The organism is Ilyomonas limi, from assembly GCF_005233845.1.
GTDB lineage: Bacteria > Bacteroidota > Bacteroidia > Chitinophagales > Chitinophagaceae > Ilyomonas > Ilyomonas limi.
In genome coordinates this window covers 136,675-156,609 of the sequence record NZ_SZQL01000008.1, presented here as the reverse complement: position 1 = coordinate 156,609, position 19,935 = coordinate 136,675, and the positions used below count along the sequence as shown (strand labels likewise).

The 19,935-nt window shown below is 40.6% G+C and carries 10 protein-coding genes; 9 read left to right on the top strand and 1 reads right to left on the bottom strand.

The window, feature by feature from the left end:
• Nucleotides 1–159: 159 nt before the first annotated feature.
• Entirely contained in the window at nt 160–1,722 is a 1,563-nt protein-coding gene (locus FC093_RS11665; RefSeq protein WP_137261962.1) for an ArnT family glycosyltransferase, read from the bottom strand.
• Nucleotides 1,723–2,166: 444 nt separating this feature from the next.
• Between FC093_RS11665 and FC093_RS11660 the strand changes: the two genes are divergently transcribed.
• From FC093_RS11660 to FC093_RS11620, 9 genes are all read left to right on the top strand, one after another.
• Complete coding sequence (locus FC093_RS11660) at nt 2,167–2,355, top strand: hypothetical protein (RefSeq protein ID WP_137261961.1); 189 nt, start codon at nt 2,167–2,169, stop codon at nt 2,353–2,355.
• A 75-nt stretch (nt 2,356–2,430) separates the two neighbouring features.
• Nucleotides 2,431–3,687, top strand: coding sequence for an efflux RND transporter periplasmic adaptor subunit (locus tag FC093_RS11655; RefSeq protein WP_137261960.1), 1,257 nt, complete (start codon nt 2,431–2,433; stop codon nt 3,685–3,687).
• 58 nt (nt 3,688–3,745) lie between these two features.
• Nucleotides 3,746–4,423: an ABC transporter ATP-binding protein gene (locus FC093_RS11650; protein ID WP_137262029.1), complete on the top strand. Its 678-nt coding sequence runs from the start codon at nt 3,746–3,748 to the stop codon at nt 4,421–4,423.
• Between the two features lie 236 nt (nt 4,424–4,659).
• Nucleotides 4,660–7,038: an ABC transporter permease gene (locus FC093_RS11645; protein WP_137261959.1), complete on the top strand. Its 2,379-nt coding sequence runs from the start codon at nt 4,660–4,662 to the stop codon at nt 7,036–7,038.
• Between the two features lie 339 nt (nt 7,039–7,377).
• Nucleotides 7,378–9,750, top strand: coding sequence for an ABC transporter permease (locus FC093_RS11640; protein WP_137261958.1), 2,373 nt, complete (start codon nt 7,378–7,380; stop codon nt 9,748–9,750).
• Between the two features lie 196 nt (nt 9,751–9,946).
• Nucleotides 9,947–12,439, top strand: a complete 2,493-nt coding sequence (locus FC093_RS11635; protein ID WP_137261957.1) for an ABC transporter permease — start codon at nt 9,947–9,949, stop codon at nt 12,437–12,439.
• Between the two features lie 79 nt (nt 12,440–12,518).
• Nucleotides 12,519–14,885 (top strand): ABC transporter permease, encoded by a 2,367-nt coding sequence (locus tag FC093_RS11630; RefSeq protein ID WP_137261956.1) that lies wholly within the window; start codon nt 12,519–12,521, stop codon nt 14,883–14,885.
• Between the two features lie 119 nt (nt 14,886–15,004).
• Nucleotides 15,005–17,380: an ABC transporter permease gene (locus FC093_RS11625; RefSeq protein ID WP_137261955.1), complete on the top strand. Its 2,376-nt coding sequence runs from the start codon at nt 15,005–15,007 to the stop codon at nt 17,378–17,380.
• 44 nt (nt 17,381–17,424) lie between these two features.
• A complete protein-coding gene (locus tag FC093_RS11620) occupies nt 17,425–19,839 on the top strand; it encodes an ABC transporter permease (RefSeq protein WP_137261954.1) in 2,415 nt (804 codons plus the stop codon).
• Nucleotides 19,840–19,935 lie beyond the last annotated feature (96 nt).

Below are 19,935 nucleotides of genomic sequence, written 5' to 3'. Positions count from 1 at the left end.
GGTGGCTGCAGCTGCTTTTTCTGACTGAAATTAATGCTTTTTTTGTGATGAATGGCTGCAATTTGCAGACTGATGAGCAATCAGCATAAAACTACTGCCTGCAACAGCAAAATAAAAATGCATTGCGGAGATTAATTTTATTTAAAACTATTTATCCGGTCACTTACTTTTTATATAAATGGCTGAATAACTTACGCTAAACAAATCCATGTCTTTGCTGTACAATTTAATAGAAGGTAAACTGTCCAGGGTTTTAAACTGTTTGCTTTTAGATATTACCACTGCATTGTTGTGCGTATTGATGTAAGCCGCCAGGCTATCTATATCGGTAATTAGCGGGATGGGGTGCTTTGTATAATACACAAAAGCATCATTAAAGTTTTGATAAGCCACTACATTATCTGCTGCACCGATAAACTGCTTGTGTTTTTCCATAGGCGTTTGACTGTCTAATGCCGGAAATAACCAGGCAAATACGAGCAAGGTGGCAACCATATATGTGCATCCTATAACACGCAATGCTTTACTAATATTTTGCCTTGCATACACCAACGCCGCAATACCACCAACGGTGAAAACAAGCAATGGAAAAGCAATCCAGCTTACATTATCAACTGGTTCTGTATTGACAGCCCAGGTATAAATGCCAAGGGGCAAAATCATTGTTAGTATGCAAATAATAAGTAGTTCTGGCTTTATATTTTTGAATGAAAACACAGGCAATCTATCTGCCAGCCAGCAACCGATCATAATAGCGAAAAACGGATAAGCCGGTGTAGTATAATTGAGCAGCCGGGTACTGGAGAAAAAATAAAAGCCAACCACCACCCAGAAAGCAATAAAATTAAATAGTAGAAAGTGGTTTGTCTTTCTGTTTTGCCACACATATTTACCCACTCGTATAAAGAATGCAGAGAACGGGAACATGCCTAATATTACAAACAAAAAAGTAATAATAAATAGGCCGCCATGGTTATCCACCGGCTCGTCAAAGCGGCCTACGTTATGCTCAAAGAAGAAGCCTCTTGTCCAGGCGCCGCCGGTGCGCACATGCACCAGATAATACCACGGCACGCAAAAAAGTGCTATTAGTAGCACACCAAACCAGGGCTGCAAACGCACTATATTTTTTAGGGTAAATTGTTTGGTAAATAAAAGATACAACACCATAGTAAGTCCTGGCAGAGCCAGGGCTACCGGACCTTTAGCAAAAATACCTAAACCCAGTAAAATATACATTAGTGCATACCATTTGAACTGCCTGCTGGTGAAACCTTCTATAAAACAGTATAACGACAGCACATGGCACAAAATAAGATAAGGATCGGGCGTTGCTAAGCGAAACTGCACGATGGTGTGCATGGATGAAAGAAGTATAAATGCACTCCACCATGCGGCACTTGTGGTGGCGTGTTTGCGTACAAAAAAGAAAGTGGAAATAATCACTATTAAGCCGCACACCCCCGAAAAAAAACGAGCGCTGCCTTCGTCTTTGCCAAACAGTTTGTAGGCAGCTATCATGGCGTAGTATTCCAGCGCAGGCTTGTCGGTGCGCAAGATTCCATTAAAGGTAGGCGTAATCATATCGCCGGTGGTCATCATTTCGTAGGCACATTGGCTGTTGCGGGCTTCTGCTACCTGGAAAACAGAGGTGCCGCCCAGGCGAACAAACAGGAGAATAATAGCTGCAATTATGATAAACCCGAGGCTGTTAATTTTCATGCGGCAAAGAAAAGAATTCTATGGAACACGGATGCCAGGGACTAGTGCGCAGATTTTTATATACAAACTATTCAAATACAAATTACATGAATTGCACGAATTTGCCGACATGCAAGATAACATGGTTTCAGTATGGATAGAAAGGATGTTTCAATGTGAATGAATCAGATCAATCATTGGCTGTTTATCAGCACAATCCTTATCTGAAGAAATCGGTATCATCCGTGCGCTATAAACATGCGCTATAGGGTATTGTATCAAAAGCGGACAGTTGTTGTGCACATGCGTACAGTAAACAACATACAATTGTTGCTTAACTAATTGATAATCAATAGTAAATTCCATTGGCATTAAGCTTTCAATCTTAGTGAACAGTTTTCATCATGTGCAATTGTATCTGGTATGTCTATACCGGATTTTTCTTAAAAATTAAAAATTAAAATCATGAGAACGTTAAAAAGAATAACAACATTAACCATCATTATATTGTCAGCTGCTTTTTGCCTTGCACAGTTCAGCCCCAAAAAAACTGCACCTATTTGCGAAAAGCGCGTGCAGGAAGCTGCAGCCACTTCCATCAGCGATGCAGAAGATTTTAGTTTAATTAACTTGCTGACATTGAAATTTATGTAAGCCAGTGCTAAAAGACACGGTGCACCACACTTAACGGTAGAAAAACAGTTTATAATAAAAATAAAAGAACAAACAGTGGACAGAGTAATTAAGAAAAAGAAGTGGACAACTAAAAAGATTTTAACTATCGCTGGTATAGCAGGTATTATAGCACTGCTGGCAGCCAGTTACTATTTTACTTCAGGCGGCGCTAAGCTGAATGTAGATACAGAACGCATTACCATTAGTGAAGTGACCAAAGGTCCCTTTCAGGTAACGATTCCTGTAAATGGCGTGGTAATGCCTATTTCCACTATTTACTTAGATGCAATGGAAGGCGGACGGGTAGAAGAAAAATATGTGGAAGATGGTGCCATCATGAAGAAAGGCGATCCTATTATGCGCTTGTCGAATACCGATTTGGAACTTAGCCTTGTAAATCAGGAAACATCGGTATATAACCTGCTTACGCAAATGCAGATAGCTCGTAATAATGCGGTGCAAAATACCACTACAAAGTTGAACCAAATGACCGATGTAGAAAACGATTTAAAAGAAGCTGAACGCGTGTATAACCTTGATAAACGTTTGTATGAGCAAAAAGTAATCGGTTCTCAGGAGTTTCAGCAGGCTAAGAACAAATACAACTATTATCTGGAGAAAAAGAAACTAACTGAGCAGTTGCTGGAACAGGACAGCATTTCTACCAAACAGCAGCTTGCACAGGCAGGACAATCGTATCAAGGCTCTCAAAACGCACTGGCTGTAATGCGCCAGAAAGTGGGCGACCTCATAGTGCGTGCGCCGGTAGATGGACAATTAACATCGCTGGACGCCGAGATTGGTCAAAATAAAAACAAGGGTGAACGCCTTGGGCAGATAGATGTGCTGAGCGGTTTTAAAGTGCGCGTAGATATAGATGAGCACTACATTTCGCAGGTGTATAACGGACTGGAAGGCAAATTTACTTTCGCCAATAAAGATTATAAATTAATAATTAAGAAAGTATATACACAGGTTACCAACGGCCGCTTCCAGGTAGATATGGCTTTTGAAGGCGATGTGCCCCAGGGTATACGCCGTGGTCAAACCCTGCAAATACTGCTTGCATTGAGCGATGAAACACAAGCGGTATTGGTGCCCAAAGGCGGCTTCTATCAGCAAACAGGCGGCAACTGGATTTTCCTCGTAAGCCCCGATGGTAAAATGGCTACCCGCAAAGACATTCAACTGGGCCGGCAAAACACCGACTATTATGAAGTGCTTGGCGGACTGAAGCCCGGTGATAAAGTGGTAACCAGCAGTTACGATAATTACACCAACATGCAGGAACTCGTATTGGAAAAAAAATAAACGAATCAAACTAAACAAAACTATTCAAACCATTTTAAACAGCATTACCATGGCAAACATGATAAAAATTACAGATCTGGAAAAAGTATATCGTACCGAAGAAGTAGAAACGGTTGCTTTGAACAAACTAACGCTTGAAGTAAAAGAAGGTGAATTTGTAGCCATCATGGGACCTTCGGGCTGCGGCAAATCTACACTGCTTAACATTCTTGGCTTGCTCGATGACCCCGATAAAGGCAGCTTTATCTTCAATGGCATTGAAGTGGCGCATTTCAACGAGCGCAAGCGTGCCGACCTGCGCAAGCACAACATTGGCTTCGTATTCCAAAGCTTTAATTTGATTGATGAACTCACCGTATATGAGAACGTAGAATTGCCGCTCATTTACACCGGCGTAAAACCTGCCGAGCGCAAAAAGCGTGTAGAATATGTACTCGATAAAGTGCAAATCATGCACCGCCGCAATCACTATCCGCAACAATTGTCCGGCGGTCAGCAGCAGCGTGTAGCAGTAGCGCGTGCGGTAGTTAATAATCCAAAACTGATATTAGCGGATGAACCTACCGGAAACCTCGACAGTAATAATGGTAATGAAGTAATGGAACTGCTTACTGAGTTGAACGAACAAGGTACCACCATCGTGATGGTTACGCACAGTGAACACGATGCCCGCTATAGCCATCGTATCATCCGCATGTTGGACGGACAAACTGTAACACAAAATATATTGGTGTAAAGCCCCGCCAATCTCCCCTGAAGGGGGAGGCTTTAAATAGCCTGGACGTATGTGCTGTGTAAAGTCTTAGGTTTCGTTTGGATTGCTATAAATAATAGCCGAAAACCTGTAAAACATGAACTATACAAAGAAATGAACTTTGTATAGAATGGATGATTTATGCTCATCGGAATCCATACCATCCTATATCCGTCACAGTTAGCCAGTCTTGATACTAACAACAAAAAGCTGCCCTCATGCTTAAAAATTACTTTAGAACCGCCTGGCGAAGTTTATTGAAGAATAAATTTTATACAGCCATCAACATCAGTGGTTTGGCAGTTGGGCTGGCAACGGGTATAATGTTGCTGTTGTGGGTACAGAATGAATTAAGCTATGATAAATTTCATAAGGACTATCAGCAGATATACCGGTTAAGTTCGCATTTTAAATCGAATGGCGAAGACCTCACCTGGACAGGCGTTCCTGGACCACTGAGCGTTTTTGCAAAATCAATTCCTGAAGTACAATCTGTAGTAAGAACGTCAAGGGATTTTGACCAGAATTTATCCAATGAAGAAAGAACTAAAATATTTGATGGCAATGTAGTGGGCTATGTGGACAGTGGCTTTTTTAGCATGTTCAATTTCCATTTTTTAAAAGGAAATAAAGCCACTGCTTTTCCAAACAGTAATTCTGTGGTGCTTACCCAATCCACTGCACAAAAGCTCTTTGGCAACGAAGAGGCAATAGGTAAAACCCTCCAATTTTTTAAAAACAATTTTACAGTAACAGGCGTGCTGCAAGACTTTCCCCAAAATTCTTCTATTCAGTACGATGCCATTTTTCCGATGAGTTTGTTAGCAAAAGATTTTACTGAAAATGGTGGCAACGGCGACTGGAAAACTATTGATGAAGACCTGGGCGATTTTACTTTTACCACTTACGTACAACTGCAACCTGCTGCCAATCCTGTGAAAACAGGACAAACCTTTTCTGCCTTATATAAAAAAGCAAGAAACGGGGAGAGCGACGCTTCTTTTCAATTACAAAAGCTCGCAGCTATTCACTTAATAAGTGCTGATGGTAACAATGCGGCATTAAGAATGGTGCAGATATTTATGCTGGTTGTAGTATTATTATTAGCTATTGCCAGTATCAACTATGTAAACCTTTCAACAGCGCGTTCTTTAATCCGGGCAAAAGAAGTGAGCATCCGAAAAATTGTTGGTGCACAAAAAGGGCAATTATTCCTGCAATTTTCTATAGAAACGATCGTACTGTTTTGCCTGGCAACAGGGCTTGCCATAGTGCTGATATACTCACTGATGCCGCTCTACAATAACATTTCGGGTAAGACATTATCTTTTACTTTATCTGATGCAAATGTGTGGAAAGCGGTAATACTTGCTGTTGTGGGCACCTTGGTCGCATCCAGCATTTATCCCGCTTTATTATTATCCTCCTTTAAACCTATTGAGTCTTTAAAAGGAAAACTGACTTCCGGTATCAGCGCAGCTTTTTTTAGAAAAGCGCTGGTAGTATTTCAGTTTGCCATTTCTGTTATCTTACTGGTTTGCACTATGGTCATGAGCAACCAGATGAAATTTGTAAAAAATAAGAACCTGGGTTATGATAAAAGCTATGTCTTTTCTGTTCCGTTAACACAAGAAGTAGTGGATCATGCAGATGCGGTAAAAACAGAGCTGAAAAAACAAACAGGTATTTTAAATGTTGCCGTATCCGATGCTTATAGCCTTGCAAACGTTAGTGCTTCAACCGGCGATCTTGACTGGGCAGCAAAACCGGCAAACAGCAATATGATGATTATCCAGATTTCTGCCGACAAAGATTTTATTCCAACCATGAAAATAAAATTTTTGGAAGGAGAAAACTTTACCGGAACGCCGGCAGATAGTGCTTACTTTGTTTTAAATGAAACGGCTGTAAAGGGAATGGGGCTGAAACAACCTTATGTTGGGCAGCAAATCACTTTTCATAACATTAAAGGAACTATTCATGGTGTAGTGCAGGATTTTAACTTTCAATCTTTAAAAGAAAAAATTGCGCCTTTAATCTTTTTTACAAACTGGAACAATAAAAATATACTGTATGTGCGCACCACTGCTGCCAATGCACAGCAGGCAATAGCTGCAGTAGGAAAACAATATAAAAAATACGCAGGCGACTCCCCTTTCAGTTATTATTTTTTAGATAAAACTTTTGAGACGCAATACAAATCTGAGGAGCGTGCAGGTACACTATTTAATGCATTTGCAGGTATTGCTATTTTTATTTCCTGCCTTGGGTTGTTTGGATTAGCTACCTACACGGCGCAGGTAAAAACAAAAGAAATAGGCATTCGCAAAGTATTGGGTGCAAGTGTTGCAAGCGTTGTACAGCTAATAAGCAAAGACTTTTTGAAGCTGGTATTGATAGCGATTGTTATTGCCATTCCGGTTGCATGGTGGGCAATGAATAAATGGCTGGAAGATTTTGCTTATAGAATTAATATAAGTTGGTGGATTTTTATTCTTGCTGCATTCATTGCATCATTAATTGCCCTTATAACCGTAAGTTTTCAGGCTGTAAGAGCAGCAATAGCAAATCCGGTAAAAAGTTTAAGAACTGAGTAAAGGACGACGCCCCCAGCCTCTGAAGGGGAGCTTGTAGCAACAATATTGCTGACGGATTACTTTACAATTTAAATAATAATCAAACTCGAATTTGCTTACGCAGCTACAAGCTCCCCTTCAGGGGCTGGGGGCGTCCCTTCACAATCGTACAACAGGTGTTCATTATCGAACACCTTTTTTATTTGTGTTCGCTAAAATCCTTTGCCAGTAAGGATTTTAGCATTGGCACACCCGTTGAAAACTGAATATTACTAAATGGTCAATTGAATATTAAGAAAGAAATCTGAACAGCTATTCACCATTCCCAATTGACAATTCACCATTCACAACTTGCATACTATGATCAAGAATTTTTTCAAAATTGCTTTTCGTAATCTCTTTCGTAACAAAGGGTTTTCGGCCATCAACATCCTTGGCTTAGCCATTGGTATGGCAAGTGCTATCCTTATTTTATTATGGATACAAAACGAGTTAAGTTATGATAAATTTCACGAGAAAACAGACCGTATTTATGTTGCTAACAACCGCGATAAGTTCAACGGGGAGTTGTGGGCATGGAACACGACGCCCAAAATTTTAGGTCCAACCATCAAGCTGGAATACCCTGCTGATGTGGAAGATGTGGTAAGAATAAATACCAGTGGTTTCCTGTTTACGGTGGGTGATAAGCATTTGAATGCTGAAGGCTATTTTACTGATCCTGGCTTTCTTGCCACTTTTAGCTTTCCGCTGGTGCATGGCAATGCCAAAACCGCTTTGAGCAAAATAGATGATATTGTAATTACACAAAAGTTTGCCAACAAATTATTCGGTACTGATGATGCTGTGGGAAAGGTGGTAAGGCTTGATAGTACCGATAATTTTACGGTAACCGGTGTGGTAAAAGATTTGCCTAATAATACTTCTTTCGACTTTGAATATTTACTGCCGTGGTCGTACATGAAGAAAATAGGCTGGGATGATGAATATTGGGGTAATAACTCTGTAAAAACATACATTCTCCTGAAGCCCGGTGTAAGCCAGACAGCTTTTGATGCGAAGCTTAAAAATATTACCATCAATCATACGGCTAACACCGAGGATAAATCTACTACGCAGGTATTTACACAAAAGTTGAGCGACAGATGGCTGTATAGCAAGTCGGAGAATGGGAATTATGTAGGCGGGCGTATAGAAATGGTAAAATTATTTGGTGTAATTGCTGCTTTTATACTGCTTATTGCCTGCATCAATTTTATGAATTTAAGCACTGCCCGCAGTGAAAAGCGTGCGAAAGAGGTAGGCATCCGTAAAGTAGTGGGCGCGCAAAAAGGTGGCCTGGTTTCGCAGTTCATTGGTGAAAGTATTTTGATCGCTTTGATTGCCGGTATTATTGCTGTTCTCATTGTTCAGATAAGTTTACCGGCTTTTAATAATCTCGTAGGCAAAGAGCTGTATATTGATTATAGCAGTCCATTGTTCTGGTTGTTCTTCATAGGTTTTATTTTATTTACCGGCTTTATTGCCGGTAGCTATCCTGCCTTTTATTTGTCTTCTTACAAGCCGGTAAAAGTATTAAAAGGAACCTTCAAAGCATCTCATGCCTTGGTTACGCCGCGCAAAGTATTGGTAGTGTTACAGTTCACATTTGCCATTGCACTCATCATCTGTACTATCATTGTGGAGCACCAGATCAGGTATGCGCAAAACAGAGATGCTGGTTATGTAAGAGATAAACTGGTGTATTCTCCCATGCAGGGCAATGTAGAAAAACATTACGACTTAATAAAGAATGAATTGCTGAGCAGTGGTGCTGCTCTCTCTGTTACCAAATCGCAGTGCCCGATCACACAACGGTATAGCGACGGATGGGGCTGGAGCTGGCCGGGTAGTACAGAAGGAGATAAGAAAACAGACTTTGTAAGGATGGCTTCGGATGCAAATTTTGTAAAAACAATGGGCGTGCAGCTGCTGCAGGGCAGAGATATTGATATTTACAACTATCCTTCCGATTCTACCGCCTTGCTGCTTAACGAATCGGCTGTAAAAGTGATGCGTTTAAAGGACCCCATTGGTCAGATTGTAAAAGCTGATGGAGAGGATTGGCATGTAGTAGGCGTGTTGAAAGATTTTATTTATGAATCGCCCTACGAAAAAGTGCAGCAACTAGCGGTGCAGGGACCTAAATCGTGGTTTACTACTATTCATTACAAACTCAATCCTGCCAGGTCCACTGCAGAGGATTTGAAGCTGGCTGAGCAGGTGTTTAAAAAATACAATCCTCAATATCCGTTCGATTACAAGTTTGCCGATGAAACGTATGCAATGAAGTTTAAAGAAGAACAACGCACCGGCACCTTAGCGGCTTTGTTTGCAGGCTTAACCATCTTTATTTCCTGCCTTGGTTTATTTGGCTTAGCAACTTATATGGCAGAAAACAGGATTAAAGAAATTGGTGTGCGCAAAGTGTTGGGTGCAAGTGTGGCCAATATTACCACCTTATTATCCACCGATTTTTTGAAGCTTGTGATCGTTTCATTCATCATTGCATCGCCGCTTGCATGGTATGCCATGTACAAGTGGTTGCAAAACTATAGTTACCATATTGATATTGAATGGTGGGTGTTTGCTGCCGCTGGTTTATTATCGGTAATCATTGCTATTGTTACGGTAAGTTATCAATCTATTAAAGCAGCGATAGCCAATCCAACAAAGAGTTTGAGGAGTGAGTAGAGAGGCTGTGCGGGTCTCCGGATTTCGCCCTTCTCATGCGGCAAGTCGGAAATTCTTAGGAACATAAAACATCAGAGACTTGGTATAGCGTTGCAGCCCTGTTCCCCAAAGGGGAGCTTTTAACTCCGGAGATAGAATTGTTACTACAATATTTATAAACTTCTATGAAGTTACTATTCACAGCAAATCATTCAACATGAACAATAAGCCGCTGTCCACCTTCGGAGTTAAAAGTTCCCCTTCAGGGGCGAGGGGGCAATCTTTATTTCGTAATTATTTCAAAATAGCTGTAAGGAATCTTTGGCGGCATAAAAGTTTTTCTGCCATCAACATTTTTGGTCTTGCTTTAGGCATTGCTACCTGTTTGCTTATCATGCTGTATGTGCAAAACGAACTGAGTTATGACCGTTTCAATGAAAAAGCAGACCAGATAGTACGTGTAATATTCCGTGGTAAAATGAATGGTGGTGAAATAAAAGAAGCTAATGTAATGCCACCGGTTGCACAAACATTCAAAAAAGATTTTCCTGAAGTATTGGATGCAACACGTCTTCGCAGCTATGGTACGCCCCGCATTACTTACGGCAACAAAATGTTCAGAGAAGATCCGATTGCTTTTGTTGATGCCAACTTCTTCCAGGTATTTACATTACCATTAATAAAAGGAGATGCAGCTACCGTATTGCAACAACCCAATACCGTTATAATTTCTAAGGCTGTTGCAAAAAAATATTTTGGTAATGAAGACCCGATAGGAAAAGTGCTCCTATTTAAAGACAATAATAATACAGCACTTACAGTTACCGGCATATATAACGAAATACCGGTTAATTCGCATTTTGAACGCTTTGGGTTACTGGCATCCATGACCACTTTGCCTGAAGCAAAGGAAGATACCTGGATGGCTTCTAACTTTTTTACTTATCTCATTCTGCCAAAAGATTATGATTACAGAAAGTTAGAATCAAAACTTCCGCAGGAAGTAGATAAATATATTGGGCCGCAATTGCAGAAAGCAATGGGTGTGAGTATTTCGCAATTCAGGCAAAGTGGCAACGACATCAGCTTTAAATTACAGCCTTTAACTTCTATTCACCTGCATTCCGATTTAACCGGCGATATGCAGCCTTCCGGTGACATCCAATACGTATATATTTTTAGTGTTGTAGCTGTTTTTATGCTGCTTATTGCGTGTATCAACTTCATGAATCTATCTACGGCAGGCGCATCAAAAAGGGCAAAAGAAGTAGGCATCAGAAAAGTAATGGGTTCTGTTAAAAGCCAATTGGTACGCCAGTTTATGGTGGAGTCGTTGTTGCTTACAGCCGTTGCTTTGGTGCTCTCCATTTTGCTGGTGCAAGCTGCACTGCCTTTTTTCAATAACCTTACGCATCTCAGTTTATCATTACAGTTTTGGAGCAATCCATACGTTATACCGGCGCTTATTTTATTTGGTTTAATCACCGGCATTTTGGCTGGCAGTTATCCTGCATTTTTCCTTTCCTCTTTCAATCCCATTACCGTTTTAAAAGGAAAGTTTACTTCTGGTAAAGGGAGCATTGGTTTGCGCAGTGCATTGGTTGTTTTTCAATTCTTTATTTCCATTAGTTTAATCATTGGTACGCTGGTTGTTTATCAACAGCTTTCTTATATCCGGCACAAAAAATTAGGTTATAATAAAGAGCAGGTAATTGTAGTACAGGAGAGCTATTGGTTGGGCAACAATGCAGAAGCCTTTAAACAACAATTGCTGCAAGACCCGCGTGTGCTATATGCCAGTACTTCGGGTTATTTACCTGCAGGACCTTCTTATAATAATAACTTCCTGGTATATGCCGACAATCAAACTACGCAGCTTACCAATACACTGCGGTATATGGTGGATGACCAATATATTCCGGCATTAGGAATGCAGATGGTTGCCGGCAGGAATTTCTCTAAGGAATATGGCTCCGATTCTACTGCTATCATCATCAATGAAACGGCTGCAAGGGCATTTGGCTGGAAAGGGGATGCATTACAACATACCTTAAGCCGTACGAATAATGATGGAAAAACTACTACTTATCATGTGATAGGAATTGTAAAAGATTTTCATTTTAAATCGCTGCACGAACTCATTACGCCACTGGTAATGGTATTAGGAAATGATAATGCGAATATCATTGTAAAGGCAAAAACAAAAGAGATTGCAGGGCTATTGAAAACAATGAAAAGTAAATGGGATGGCTTAACAACCGCATCTCCGTTTACTTACTCTTTCTTAGATGACCGTTTTAATAACACCTATAAAGCAGAACAAAATATCGGGTTGATACTGGGTATTTTTGCCGGACTTACCATTTTTGTCGCCTGCCTTGGGTTGTTTGCATTGGCAACTTTCTCTACTGAACAACGCACCAAGGAAATAGGTATCCGTAAAGTATTAGGTGCGGACGTATCAGGCATTGTTTCCTTGTTATCTAAGGATTTTCTGAAACTGGTACTTATTGCATTTGTTGTCGCATCTCCTGTTGTATGGCTGGTAATGAATAAATGGTTGCAGGATTTTGCCTATCGCATACAAATAAGCGTGTGGATGTTTGTGGTTGCTGCTGTTGCAGTATTATTGATAGCCTTGTTAACCGTTGGCTTTAGAGCGATAAAAGCGGCATTAGCTAACCCTGTGAGGAGTTTGAGAACGGAGTAATGATGGAGGAAAGCAGTAATGGGTATATAAGAATAAAAAGAGCATAGATTTCAGGTTTTATAAAACAGACAGGTTTCACATGTTTAAAAATTATTTGAAAATAGCATTTAGAAATCTGCAACGCCATAAAGCGTATTCCTTTCTTAATATCGCCGGATTAGCCATCGGTATGGCTTGCAGCATTTTTATTCTTTTATGGGTGCAGAACGAACTGAGTTATGACCGGTTTCACAAAAATGCAGATCATCTGTATAGGCTAACCGCTAGTGTTGAAGATTTTAAAGCGGCTGTAAGTCCGGCAGGAATGGCTGCGGGGCTGCAAAGCGAGTTGCCTGAAATTGAATCTGCTATGCGTATCAGCAAGCCTGCTACTGTTTTGTTTGAAACGGGCGACCGGAAGTTTGAAGAAAGGAATGTTTTATATGTGGATGCTAACTTTCTGCAGGTATTTTCTTTCCGTCTGGTAAAAGGTAACCGCAGTACGGCATTACAGCAGGCAAACGGTATATTGATAACTGAGAATATTGCAAAAAAATATTTTGGTGATCAAAATCCAATTGGAAAAATTCTTCGGAAAGATAATCAGGAAAATGTAGTAGTAGCGGGCGTGCTTGCCAATGCACCTTCAAACTCTCATTTGCAGTTTGATATTGTCGCACCTATGTCTGCCATTGCCACTACCAATTACGATATTAAAAACAGTACCTGGGGCAACTTTGATTTTTATACCTATATACAGCTTAAAAAAAGTGCTGCGGCAACTAACGCCAATTTATTAGGGCTTGCAGCACATATTAATAACATCTTTCAAAAGCATAATAATAGTTTAAAGGTTGCCTTTCATTTACAACCCTTAACCAGCATTCATTTGCATTCCGACTTACAAATTGATTTGCCTGGTAATGGCAATATTTTGTATGTAAATATATTTTTCGCCGTTGCCATTTTTATACTCGCCGTTGCCTGTATCAACTTTATGAACCTGGCTACCGCACGCTCTGCACGCAGGGCAAAGGAAGTAGGACTGCGTAAAGTGGTAGGCGCAAGCCGTGTACAGGTTATGTTGCAGTTTTTGGGAGAATCGTTGCTCATTTCTTTTGTTTCGCTCTGCCTTGCGGTAGTTATTGTATGGCTGTTGTTACCTGCTTTTAATCACCTGGCGGAGAAAAATCTATCGTTGCACCTGTTGGATAGCCACATGCTGCTAACGCTTGCTGCTATTGCTTTTTGTACAGGGCTGCTTTCGGGTAGCTATCCTGCCATATTTCTTTCCGGCTTTACGCCAGCTACCGTGTTGAAAGGAAAATTGAAGCCTGGTACAGGCAATCTTTTATTCCGTAATGGATTAGTAATTACCCAGTTTGTTGTATCTATTGTTTTGCTTGCCGGCACCGCCGTGGTGTACAAACAGTTGAATTTTATTAAGGATAAAAATCTTGGCTTTAATAAATCGAACCTGTTGTACATAAACATGACTGGCGATTTGTGGAGTAAACAGCAAGCACTGAAATCGGAACTGCAGCAAAACCCGTACACCAGTGATTATACAGTTGTTTCTGATCTTCCAGCCAATCTAACGACAGGCACGGTAGATGTGCAGTGGGAAGGTAAAGATTCCAGACAACAAATCGTGGTTCCTTCTATTGATATTGATGAGCATTTTATGGATGTTTTTCAAATGAAAATGCTGGCGGGCAGAAGTTTCTCTTCCGCATTTGCGGGTGATACTTCCAATTATGTAGTGAATGAAAAAGCATTGGCAATGATGGGCATGAATGTGGACGAGGCTGTTGGTAAAAACATCTCTTTTGCCGATAGAAAAGGTACCATCATCGGGGTAGTTAAAGACTTCAATTTTAAACCGCTTCAATACGCCATTGACCCGTTGGTGTTGCGGTTGAACAGGTATGGCGGCATTGTAGTGGTACGTGCCAGGGCAGGAGCTACAGAAGCAACCATTCATGCACTGGAACAAATAAGTCACGAGCTCAATCCGGCTTATCCGTTTACCTACCATTTTTTGGATAAAGATTTAGATAACCAGTATAAAGGTGAGCAGCAAATGGGCAGCATCTTTAATTTGTTTGCCATTCTTGCTGTTTTCATTTCCTGTCTTGGTTTATATGGTTTATCCGCTTTTATGGCCGAACAGCGCACCAAAGAGATAGGTGTACGAAAGGTGTTAGGTGCATCGGTATTCAACATTGTTTACCTGTTGTCAGGCAGCTTCACAAAGCTGATTGTTGTTGCCATGGTGATTGCTGTTCCTGTTTCGTATGTAGCTATTCACCATTGGCTCAACAGCTTTGCTTACCGGGTTGATGTTAGCTGGATATTTTTTGTTGTTGCCTGTGTTGCAGCTTTGGTTATTGCATTGCTCACCGTGAGCTATGAATCTATCAAAGCCGCCATTGCCAACCCGGTGAAGAACTTGAGAACGGAGTAATAGTCCTCTAAATCCCCTTGAGGGTAATTTCAGAGGCTTGCGATTTAAGTGTGTAATAAATTATCTATTGAGCTAAAATTCCTTTTCCGGCACGGCAGAGGAATAAAAAGGCAAGTATTATGTTCAACAATTATTTTAAAACAGCCTGGAGGAATTTACTTCGAAATAAAGCATTTTCGCTCATCAATATTCTTGGTTTGGCATTAGGGCTTGCATGTAGCTTACTCATCTTTTTATGGGTGCAGGATGAGCGCAGTGTGGACGCCTTTCATAAAAATGGCAGAGATTTATACCAGGTGTATGAACGATCGCATTATGACGGAAAGATAGATGCCAGTTATACAACGCAAGGCTTGCTGGCAGAAGAATTAAAAAACAACATACCGCAAATTCAATATGCAAGCGGTCTTGAATATGCCTCTGCGCCGGGCGCACAAAACACCTTTGAAGCCGGCGATAAGATAAATAAAATGAGTGGCATGTTTGCGGGTGAAGATTTTTTTAAGATGTTTAGCTTTCACCTGCTGCAAGGCAATGCAGCAACGGCTATCAGCGATCCTGCATCCATTGCGATTTCGAAAAAGATGGCTGAACTATTTTTTGGCAACCCATCTAATGCAATAGGCAAAACAATAACATTTGACAATAAAGAAAACCTGCTGGTAACGGCGGTGTTTGAAGATGTGCCTCACAACTCATCGTTGCAATTTGATTTTTTAAGAAGCTGGACGGATTTTGTTGCACAAAATAACTGGGTACACAACTGGAGTAATACCAGTCCGCAAACATTTGTTCAACTTCGCAAAGATGCGGATGCAGCAAAAGTGCAGGCGCAGATAAAAGATTTTATTTATCGCTATCAATCCAAAACCAAAGGCTTGAAAACGGAGCTGGCATTACAACCTTTTACGCAGCGCTATTTATATTCCAATTTTAAGGATGGTTATATTGATGGTGGACGTATTGAGTATGTTCGGCTCTTCAGTATTGTTGCCATATTTATTTTGTTGATTGCCTGCATCAACTTTATGAATCTTACCACGGCAAGATCGGCACGCAGGGCAAAAGAAGTGGGTATAAGAAAAGTGATCGGTGCATTGCGTATATCATTAATCAAGCAATTTATCGGTGAAGCTTTACTGGTTACACTGTTGGCAATTGTTATTGCATTGGTGCTTGTATCGCTGCTGCTGCCTTCATTCAATCAGCTTACAGGCAAACAGTTGATTTTACCACTCCATCAGTTTGATTTCTGGATAATGATAACTGCGTTATTATTACTTACCGGATTGATAGCGGGCAGTTATCCTGCATTCTTTATGGCATCTTTCAAGCCGGTTCGTGTATTGAAAGGCAGTTTAAAATTAAGCTGGACCAATATATTTTTCAGGAAAGGACTGGTAGTGTTTCAGTTCGCACTTTCTGTTATGTTCATTATTGCAACCATTGTTATTTATCAGCAAATGCAGTATGTGCAAACAAAAAATATGGGTTACAATCGCGATAACCTTTTATATATTCCTATCGAAGGAGATTTGGTGGGTAAGTACGAAGTGTTTAAACAACAGGCATTAAATAACACAACCATATTGAATGTTTCGAAGATGCGGAACTCGCCAACAGTTATTGAACATCATACAAATAGTATTGACTGGCCGGCAAAAGATCCAAACCTGCAGGTGTCGTTTGCTGATGGTGTGGTTGGCTATGATTTTATAAAAACGATGGATTTGCAATTGCTTGCGGGGCGTGATTTTTCAAAGGCGTATAATGATTCAACCAGTTTTATATTGAATGAAACGGCTGTAAATAAAATTGGTTTTAAAAATCCTGTTGGGCAAACAGTATCGTGGGGTAATCGTAAGGGAATGGTGGTGGGTGTTGTAAAAGATTTTCACTTCAGTTCATTGCACCAGCAAATTGAACCGCTGATTATACGGCTTGATGAAAACTGGAGCTGGGGGACTATACTGGTTCGTGTAAAAGGGGGGCAAACAAAACAAGCAATTGCATCATTGCAAAGAATCTGTAAGCAGCTCAATCCAAAATTTCCTTTCACCTATCAATTTTCAGATGCTGAATATGCAAAGCTGTATAACAGCGAGCAGGTTGTTAGCAAGCTATCTAGCTTGTTTGCTTTTTTAGCCATTTTTATTTCTTGTCTTGGTTTGTTTGGTTTAGCCATGTTTACGGCTGAGCAACGCAGCAAAGAAATTGGTATAAGAAAAGTATTAGGTGCATCTGCGAAAAATATTGTTGCATTATTGTCGGTCAACTTTTTAAAGCCTGTTGCAATAGCCTTTCTTATTGCGTTTCCTGTTGCATGGTTTGCTATGAACAACTGGCTGCAGGGCTTTGCATATCGCATACATATAAGTTGGTTAGCGTTTGTAATAGCAGGTGTCGCAGCCATATTAATAGCCTTGATTACCATAAGTTTTCAATCTATAAAGGCTGCGATAGCCAATCCGGTGAAGAGCCTGAGAACGGAATAATGCAAAAAACAGAAAATAATAACTGCAAAAACACGTAGTAGATTATGCTAAGGAGTTATATAAAAGCCGCCTTCCGCAATCTGAACAAGAACAGGTTGTATTCCTTCATTAATATTTTTGGATTAACAGTTGGGCTTGCTGCCTGTTTGCTCATTGGCATCTATATCAACCATGAATTGAGCTATGATACGTTTAATGCTAATGCAAATCGCCTGGTGCGTGTTACGATGGAATATGCGCAGGCAGGCACTGTGAATTCTACTGCAACAACAGGTACTAAAGTTGGCCCGCAGTTTAAACGTACGTTTCCCGTAGTAGAAGAATATGCACGTACTTATATAACGCACAGAGTAATCCAAAACGGCGATAAACTATTTGATGAGCCGGGTGTTTTATATGCCGATCCGGCGTTCTTTAAAATGTTTTCTTTTCATATCATAACAGGCGATGCAGCAACAGCATTAGATGCACCTGATAAAGTGGTGATCACGCAATCGATGGCAAGAAAGTATTTTCCGCAGGATGCTGCACATGGTAATGAAAATGTATTAAACAAAACACTTACACTGGGTGGAAGAGAGGTAAGGGTATCGGCAATATGCGAAGATGTACCTCAGAACTCACAAATTAAATTTGATTTTGCTACGCAGTTCTTGAATCTTAATAATGTACAGGATGAAACCTGGTGGACCGCTAATTGGATAACCTATTTTTTATTACATGATAAAAAGGATATTCCGGTTTTTCAGCAGCAAATAGCCAATTACATGAAAGCGCCTGCGGTGCGGACAGAAGCAGGATTACAGGGCAACGATTATCTTACATTTCATGCAGAGCCGCTTACCAAAGTGCATCTATATTCTGCACTCGCCGGTTTTGAACCCAATGGCAGTATCACTTATGTGTATATGTTTTTGGTGGTTGCCTTACTGATATTGATGATTGCCTGTGCAAATTATACCAATCTGGCTACTGCTCAATCGGTAGGGCGCAGCAGCGAAATAGGAATGCGTAAGGTAATGGGCGCTTCCAAACGCCAGGTGTTTATGCAGTTTATGGGCGAATCGTTTTTCATCACCCTTATTGCTGCTGTGCTTGCTTTTGTTGTAAGTATTTTGCTCATTCCATGCTTCAATCAAATTACCGGAAAACAATTTACGGCTGGCGTACTGCTGCAGCCACTGCCAATTATTGCATTACTGCTATTCACTGTTGTTGTAAGCTTTTTTGCGGGGCTGTATCCGGCACTTGTTTTATCTGCCACACAAGCTATCAGTGTGCTTAAAAAGGGCTTTACATTTACCGGCGGCAACAACCTGTTACGCAAAGTTTTGATAGTTGTACAATTCAGCATTTCTGTATTCCTGATTATCTACACCATTATCATTTTGCAGCAGATGCATTACCTGCAAACGAAAAATCTGGGTTACGATAAAGGTTATATTGTAGTGCTTCCGATTGGTGGTAATATGTTGAATGATTTTAAAAGTTTGAAAGATGCTTTTGCGCAGGTACCGGGTGTGGAAAGCATCACTGCTTCTTACGAAACACCCGAATATGTGGAATGGGGCGATGGTATTACTGCAATAGATGAAAAAGGTAAGCATGTTGTATCGCTTAATGCCATGCCCGTGGATCTTGATTTTACCAAAACGATGAACATGCAACTGGCTGCGGGGCGCGACTTTCAGCAGTCGGATTTTGGTTTAATGGATACGGCAAACAACTACTCCAACTTTCGTCAGCCTTTTATCATCAACGAAACATTGGCAAAAAAAATCGGCTGGACACCCGAGCAGTCTATTGGTAAAACAATTGAAAAGAATGCAGCAGGTCCGGTAGTAGGCGTGGTAAAAGATTTTAATTTCAGCAGTCTTCACGATCCCGTTGGCCCCTTAGTTATTTTTTTAAGTCGCGAGATGTCGCGCAATTATATGATTCGTATCAACGGCAATAACACACAGCGCACAATAACAAATCTTGAAGCCGTTTGGAAACAGCGTGTGCCGGACAGACCGTTTAATTATCATTTTTTGGATGATGATTATAATAAGTTGTACCAGGCAGAACAGCGCTCCTCCCTGTTGTTTTCTGTAGCAGCAAGTCTGGCTGTGATACTCGCCTGTTTGGGTTTGTTTGGCCTTGCAGCATTCACAACCGTACAGCGTACAAAAGAAATTGGTATAAGAAGGGTATTAGGCGCCAACGTAAGCACCATCACCTTGCTCATAGCAAAAAACTTTTTGCAACTGGTGGGCATTGCTATTCTTATTGCTATTCCGCTGGCATGGTGGGCGGGTAATCAATGGTTGCAGGCATTTGCCTATCGCATACCGGTGCAGGTATATGTATTTGTAGTAACGGCTATTGGTACTGCTTTGATAGCCTTGTTTACTGTTGGTTATCATTCTGTAAAAACGTCGTTGATGAATCCTGTGAAGAGCCTGAGAACGGAATAAAAGAGAAGGGAAAAGTAAATAGTTGACAAAGTTTTCATTTTCCAGTTGGAAAGAAGCTTACAAGTCAGTAACAAATGGATGTTTATTTCGTATAAC